Annotated in this window: 7 protein-coding genes; 4 read left to right on the plus strand and 3 right to left on the minus strand. The window is 65.0% G+C overall.

Going from position 1 to position 7,189, the window contains the following annotated elements; genetic code table 11:
- Positions 1–214 precede the first annotated feature (214 nt).
- Positions 215–1,867: a DUF6924 domain-containing protein gene (locus HH308_RS12935; RefSeq protein ID WP_246284567.1), complete on the plus strand. Its 1,653-nt coding sequence runs from the start codon at positions 215–217 to the stop codon at positions 1,865–1,867.
- A 95-nt stretch (positions 1,868–1,962) separates the two neighbouring features.
- Here the strand turns inward: HH308_RS12935 and HH308_RS12940 are convergent, their stop codons facing one another.
- Positions 1,963–2,541: a TetR/AcrR family transcriptional regulator gene (locus tag HH308_RS12940; RefSeq protein WP_170194609.1), complete on the minus strand. Its 579-nt coding sequence runs from the start codon at positions 2,539–2,541 to the stop codon at positions 1,963–1,965.
- Positions 2,542–2,649: 108 nt separating this feature from the next.
- On the opposite strand from HH308_RS12940, the gene HH308_RS12945 reads away from it, so the two are divergent.
- Positions 2,650–3,093, plus strand: coding sequence for an anthrone oxygenase family protein (locus tag HH308_RS12945; protein ID WP_170194610.1), 444 nt, complete (start codon positions 2,650–2,652; stop codon positions 3,091–3,093).
- A 36-nt stretch (positions 3,094–3,129) separates the two neighbouring features.
- Here HH308_RS12945 and HH308_RS12950 read toward each other — a convergent pair whose 3' ends face one another.
- Entirely contained in the window at positions 3,130–3,873 is a 744-nt protein-coding gene (locus tag HH308_RS12950) for a glutamine amidotransferase (protein WP_312870568.1), read from the minus strand.
- 109 nt (positions 3,874–3,982) lie between these two features.
- Between HH308_RS12950 and HH308_RS12955 the strand changes: the two genes are divergently transcribed.
- Entirely contained in the window at positions 3,983–4,939 is a 957-nt protein-coding gene (locus tag HH308_RS12955; RefSeq protein WP_170194611.1) for a pseudouridine synthase, read from the plus strand.
- 18 nt (positions 4,940–4,957) lie between these two features.
- Here HH308_RS12955 and HH308_RS12960 read toward each other — a convergent pair whose 3' ends face one another.
- Positions 4,958–6,427, minus strand: a complete 1,470-nt coding sequence (locus HH308_RS12960) for an MDR family MFS transporter (protein WP_170194612.1) — start codon at positions 6,425–6,427, stop codon at positions 4,958–4,960.
- Between the two features lie 75 nt (positions 6,428–6,502).
- On the opposite strand from HH308_RS12960, the gene HH308_RS12965 reads away from it, so the two are divergent.
- Positions 6,503–7,096, plus strand: a complete 594-nt coding sequence (locus HH308_RS12965) for a TetR/AcrR family transcriptional regulator (protein ID WP_170194613.1) — start codon at positions 6,503–6,505, stop codon at positions 7,094–7,096.
- The last annotated feature ends 93 nt before the right edge of the window (positions 7,097–7,189 follow it).

The raw sequence follows: 7,189 nt of genomic DNA on the forward strand, positions 1-7,189 counted from the left end.
GAACCTGGTGGAACCTTCGTTCGCCACAATAATCAGTCGGCTACCGTGTCCGATATGACGTCTTGGCGCAGAATCCGGGGGCTTACCTACAGCACGATCGATCGGCCGTACGCTTCGAGCTCGAGTTCACGGCAGCGATGGAAGTGAGAGTCTGGTCTGGTTCGACCCGCCGGGTTTGTGGCGAGTCGAAAATGTCGACGGCACACCACGATTGGTGGAAAACGACAGCGACGAGTACCGCTTCGGCGACGACGGCGTCGTCCATCGTCACAAGTCGCCGAACCAACTCGTCGCGACAATCGGCCTCAGTCCGACACAACTCTTCATGATGTACCGATGGTGGCCGGAACCTGGTCCGGCGACGATTTCGCGAGTCGGTGACCCGAGCCCACCAGTCGCAGCCACTGTTCGCGGGCGGACCGGCTGGCAGGTCGTGTTCGATGACCCACAGGGTGGACCATCCATCACCGTGGTCATCGACGGCGAGCTCGGAGTCACCCTCGCCTGGAAGCAGGGTGAGCGTCACCTGGAGATGTCGGACCCGGTACTCGACGACGATTTCGACCCGCAGCTCTTCCGCTTCGACGGCCCCGCCATCGAAGCGGAAGAACAACGTGAAGCGCAACGTGACCACGAACGGCACATGCATGACCTCACGGCTATGCCGCCGACCCGAATCGCTTGGCTGCCAACCACGATCAATGTGTCGCCCACCGGTGGCGATCCGCTCACGGGTGCGCTCGACGTGACGGCGAGCCTCGACACACCCCTGTTCGGCGTCCGACGCTGGCTCACCGGACTCGAAGAACCACCAGTGGATTTTGCCCTTGAGTACTACACACCGCAGGGACGGGCCGAGGTGGGTCCGTGGACCGTCGAACTGCGTGCCTACTCGGCCGAAATCGTCCCCGCCGACGTCGAGCGCGTGTTCAAGCAACTGACCCTGCCCGATCCGCCTGGCACAATCGATGACGTTCGGGCACACGCGCAAGCGCGCCGATCCATGGACGAGGAACGCGAAGTGTCAGAGTTTCTCGGAACCGGACGCGATCTGAACGATTACCTCCACGCCGATTATTGGGCCGCGTTGTTCATCCGGACCGACTTCAGCGACGATGACCGGTGGCGGCGGATCGCATTGGCCGCCGCGGCTCCGGTAGAGAGCGGACACGCCGAGTATCCGACCTTCCAAGCCGCTCTGACCTGCATCGACAACCCAGAAAACGAGGGGCTCGCACCCGATCAGCTGCTCGCGCGCATCGGCGACGGCCCGCCGATGTTCGCCTTCATCGTCGACGCAGTCACTATCTCCGATCCTGAGATGCCCATCCTCGCTCTCGACTGTGGTGATTCCGAATATCGCGAACCCGGGCGCACGTTTCGGGTGATCCCGTCGGAGGTGTGCGGCATCGAGAACAACCTGTCGATCGCCAACATGGACTTCCGCGATTTTGCCGACGCGGCCGACGACGACGGCACATTCCGCGGCTTCCCGCCTCCGCCGCGCTACGTCGGGACATTGGAGCGCGCCGAGCTACTGGCGTTGAGCGAGACCAACCGCTCGACAGCCGCCCTTGCGCGGTTCGGCGACGAACTGCTCGGTCTCGTCTACCCGTCGGCGGTCCTCAGCGAACGGTCCCGGAATGATCTGCACACGGCGATCACCGAGCTGGACCCGAGTCCCGATGAGGTTCGAGACGGCGTCGACGACTACCTCGCCGCAACGTCGCGCGCCGGTCTGTGTCATTCGGGGTCTGTGCAGATTGTCGGCGGTCACTGGAGCCTGGTCATCGACCCCGATACCGGCCGGCTCGAAGCGGCGATGCTGCGCCAGAACCGCCCCGCTTCGACAGCCGATGCCGAATGAGCATGGGCTCCGCGGCCTCAGCAGTTCGATGACGCCGGACCGGTGACGTGGTCATCCCCGATCCGGCGTCATACTCAAGCTGCAGCCAGGACTCCTCACTCGGACACGAGTCGGTCGACGAGCAGCTGCACCCGGGCGTCGACGCCGTCCCTCGGTAGTCGTCCCGCCCTGGTCAGGGTCGCCAGGCCGTGCAGCGCCGCCCAGAACACCTCGGTGTAGAGACCGGGTGCGACGCCGTCGCCGGCCACGTCGCCCAGGTTCTCCTGCAACGCGGCGAACGCATCCTTCAAGGGCTCGGCAGTGTCGTCCTGAGCGAAGGCGAGGCCGCCGTCGAGCTGGAAGATCGCGTCGTAGACAGCGGGGTTGGCGCGAGCGAAGTCGAGATAGGCACGCGCCGGCGCGACGATCCGTTCGCGCGGCGTCGAAGCGCCCGCCGATGCGGCCCGTACCGCTTGCGCCAACTCGCTCGAGCCTTGCAACGCGACAGCGCCGACGATCTCCCGCTTGCCCCGGAAATGGCTGTAGAGCACCGGCTGGCTGTACTCGATGCGATCAGCGAGTCTGCGTGTGGTCACGGCATCCCACCCCTGCTGCTCGGCGATTTCACGAGCCGTCGCCACGATGAGCCGCTCGCGGTCCGCCCGCTCACGCTGCTTGCGATTGTGCACCGACATGAGCTGATCCTAGCACTGCTAGACAAGGGAGCGTCGACACTGTTAGCGTCGACACTGAATCTAGCAATACTAGATCCCAGTAGCACTAGTTCCTTGAAGGGAAGACTGATGACAAGCACACTCGAGGTCGTGACGATCGTGGTCGTCGGCATCCTGGTCGGCGTGGAGTTCTCCGTCGCCTTCATCGTCAACCGGATCCTCAGCGCGCTGCCCGAGGACAGCAACCAACTCGGACGCGCGCACGGCGGCCGTATGCTCGGCGCGCTCATGCCCTTTTGGTACGTCGGCTCGGTCGCATTGAGCGTGGCCTGGGCGATCGCCACCTGGGGTCGGTCGAGCACCGGGCTGATCCTCGCCGCAGCGGCGTTGCTGCTGGTCAGCGTGGTCATGTCGATCGTGTTGCTCGTCCCGATCAACAACCGAGGCAAGGCCTGGACACCGGAGAACCGACCCGCTGACTGGAAGGAGCAGATGCAGCGCTGGGATCGCTACCACTACGTCCGCGTCGCCGTGCTCATCGCAGCCTTCGCCCTGCTGGCGGCAGCGGCCTGAGCCGTCCTGATCGTGGGAGGAAACCTACGACGACACTCAGCGTCGCCGTGCGTACCGCTCCGCGAAGCGTTTCAGGATCCCACTCGGATGGACGACATCGAAGCGTCGTGCGTCACTCTTGAGTTCGTCGGCGGCCTCCGGTGCGACATAGCCGTGGTTGCGATAGGCGCCGATGCGGGTGCGCAAGCCGTCGAGGTCGAGTTCCGGATGGAATTGAGTCACATACACATTCACGCCGACCCGGAACGCCTGGATCGGGCAGTCGGGCGAGCTCGCAAGGCTGACAGCGTCGGGCGGCAGCGCGGTCGCCGCTGCTTGATGGCCGCCGTAGGCGTCGAATTCGGTCGGCATCGGCTCGAACAACGGATCGCGCATTCCTTCGTCGGTGAGCGTGACGGTCAGCCCGCCGAACGGCTCGCTGTGCGCGCGGTCGATCGTGGCACCGATGATCGCCCCCAGAAGACCCACGCTGTAACCGAAACCGATGAATGGAAAGTCGATGTCGACGATCCGGGTGAGTAGTTCGAACAGTTCTGCCTCGGCACGCTTCTGCGTGTCGGATTTCGACTCATCCGGATCGCTGACGTCGAACGATCCGCCACCGAGAACGATGCCCGACCAGTCGCCCAGATCTATCTTTCCGAGCGGCTCGTGACTGACGTTGATCCGCCGCAGACTCGAATCATCGAGCCCGGCCAACCGTTTCACGGACTGGAACTCGTCGTCGGCCGCATCGCTCTCACGGCGGATCGACAACAGCAGGAAGGGTGCATCGGCCACGGTAGTCGAGCGTAACGGGCGCCACATTCGCGCGCTCGCCCGGAACGGATGCGGGCCGACGTCGGTGGCGCGGTCGGCAGCGCGATACGCCCCTCGGTAACCTCGATCCATGCCTGCACCACTGCCCGTCAGGGACGGCGTCGGGCCGACACGTCTGCGCGTCCCGACGTCGGGTCCGTGGACGACGATCGCAGAGTTCGTCGTCACGACGTTCGATCACCTCGCCGTCGACGCCCTGCACGAGCGATTCGACGCGGGCGAATTCGTCGACGGTGCCGGAGTTCCGATCGACCGCGACACACCACTGGGCGCGCATCGATTCATCTGGTATTACCGGCAACTGCCGGCCGAACAGCCGGTCCCGTTCCGCGAGGAAGTACTGCACGTCGACGACGACCTGGTGGTCGTCGACAAACCTCACTTCCTCCCGACGACGCCCGGCGGACGCTACCTGCAGGAGTCCGCGCTGGTTCGGCTGCGGATCCGACTCGACAACCCCGACCTGACACCGATTCATCGACTGGATCGACCGACGGCCGGCCTGGTGATGTTCTCCGCCCGGCCGGCTACCCGCGGCGCCTACCAGTCGTTGTTCGAGAAGCGGAAAGTCACCAAGACGTACGAGGCGATTTCGGCCCGGCCCGCCGGATGGAGTTGCTCGGAGGTCCCGCCGCGTTTCGCGGATCCGATCACCTACCGCAACCACATCCGCGCCGTCCGCGGAGAGCTGCGGGTCCACGTCGACAATTCGCAGGAGCCCAATTCGGAGACCCTGATCGAGGTCCGCGATGTGGGAACGAGCGCAGCGGGACGCACGGTGGTGCATTCGATCCTGAGTCCGCGGTCTGGACGGATGCACCAGCTTCGTGTTCATCTCGCCGCGGTGGACCTGGGAATTCTCGGCGACAGGTGGTATCCGAACCTGCTCCCCGAGCAACCCGACGACCACGCGCTCCCCCTCCAACTGCTCGCGCGCGAGCTGGCTTTCACCGATCCGTTGTCGGGTCGTCCTCGACGGTTCGTCACACGACGCACGCTGAGTGAGGCGATCGTCGCGCACGCGTGAACACAGGGGTCCCGCGGATCAGCGTCGACGCTGGTCCGCACTCACCGCGGAGTCGAGCGCGGCCGACCCGGTAGTCGGCGGCGCGGGCTCAGTCTTCTTGGTAGGCAGCGCGAAACAGATGGCGATCGCGACGACGGTGAAGCCGACCGCCCACCAGAACGCGGCGTCGAAGGCGTGGGCGCGATCGGCGAGAGTGTGTGCGTCGTTCATCGTCGACTCGAGGATGACCGCGAGGAGTGCGGTGCCGAACGCCCCGCCTACCTGTTGGGCCAACCGCGTGATGATGCTCGCGTGCGGAATCTCGTCGCGAGCCAGCCCGACGAAGGCCACCGACATCACCGGAATCATCACCGCACCCATCCCGAATCCTCGTACGAAGAGGACCACCATCAGCCACCAACTCGTGGTGTCGGCGTCGGCCATCGCGAACGGGATCGTCGCCAAGCCCATCAGAACGAATCCCGCTACTGCGACGACGCGCGCACCGACCGTGTCGGTGTACCTGCCTGCGACGGTCCGGCTCGCCAGGGCTCCGACGCCCTGGGGAATGAGCAACAGTGCCGCTGACAGCACGCTGTCGCCGCGCACGATCTGGAAGAACAACGGCAGCAACAACATCGAGCCGTAGAGGGAGGCTCCGGAGAGGAACATCACCGCGAACGACGATCCGACCGAGCGTTTGGCGAGAAGTCGGACATCGACGAGCGCGGCCACCGGTCGACGCAGCGCCCACCCCACGAATGCGACGACCAGGACGACGCCGATCAGCAGCGGCACCCATACGTCGGTGCGCGAGAATCCGCCGTGTTTGTTGACGTTCGAGAGACCGTACAGAATGCCGACGAGACCGGGCGACGCCAGCGCCAGCCCGACGGCGTCGAGCCTGGGTCGACCCGTGGGTGCATCGTCGGGCAGGAAATGCCACGCCAGTGCGAAACCGATGACGCAGAAGGGCACATTGACCCAGAAGAGCCACGGCCAGTCACCCCAGTTGAGGATGATGCCGCCGATGACGGGTCCGAGGATCGGCCCGAGAGCGGCGGGCAGGCTCACCATCGCCATCAGTCGGCCCAGGTTGGCGGCGCCGGGCACCTGCTGAACCGCGAGTGTCGCCATGAGCGGCATCATCACGCCACCGCCGACACCTTGGATTACCCGGAAGGCGATCAGGCTCGAGGCGTTCCACGCCAGGCTGCAGGCAATCGACGCGAGCATGAAGACGACGAGCCCGGTCAACCACAACCGTTTGCCGCCGAATCGTGCTTGAGCCCAGCCGACGACCGGGATGGTGACGCCGAGGGCCAGAAGGTATCCGGTGCTGACCCATTGGATCGTCGAGACGCTGACGTGCAGGTCTCGGGCGAGTGTGTTCAGCGCGATGCTGACGATCGTCGAGTCGAAGATGACGGCCATGCCACCGACGATGAGGACGAGCGCGGTGATGATGGCCTCCCGGGGGACGGCGGGGGCCTCGACAGTGTCCGACATATCCATTTCCTCCGTAAGATACGGTTGTGTATCTATCTATGGAAGAACGCTACCCCCGACAGTTAAGGTACACAAGTGGATCTTGAGAAGGAGCGTCCGCGGCGACGACACGGACAAGAACTGGAGGACGCAATTCTCGACGCTGCGTGGTCCCAACTCGCGGAGACGGGATACGCGGGCCTGACGTTCGAAGGGGTCGCCGAGCGCGCGAACACCAGCCGGCCGGTGATCTATCGTCGATGGCGCGATCGCGACGAGTTGGCCTCGGCTGCGATCACGCGCTTCTTCGCACGTCAGTCGGTCCCGGAGCTGCCCGACACCGGCTCGCTCCGAAGCGACCTGCTCGAGTTGATGCGCCGCGCGAACGACAACCGTGCGGCGATGATCCCGCTGCTCGTGACCGTCATCAGTTCGTATCATGCCGAGACGGGCCATTCGTTCGCCGAACTGCGCGAGCGCGCATTCGGGGAACGGTCGCGCAATTCGATCTCCGAGATCTTCGATCGTGCGGTCGCTCGGGGCGAGGTCGACCCGAAGCGGCTGACTCCGCGGGTTCGCGACGTCGCGTTCGATCTCTTCCGGCATGACCTCCTGATGACGTTGCGCCCGCTCAGCGAAGCGAACATGGTCGCCATCATCGACGAGGTGGTACTCCCGCTGGTGCGCTGAGGGTCGTGGGCAACGATTCCAGTCGTTGAGCAAGCGCGCGCTGCGCACGCTCGACCAGCAGAAGTAGGTCCGCGCCGAAGGGCCTCCACCGCT

This window comes from Gordonia asplenii (assembly GCF_012933505.1).
In the GTDB taxonomy this organism is placed as follows: Bacteria; Actinomycetota; Actinomycetes; order Mycobacteriales; family Mycobacteriaceae; genus Gordonia; species Gordonia asplenii.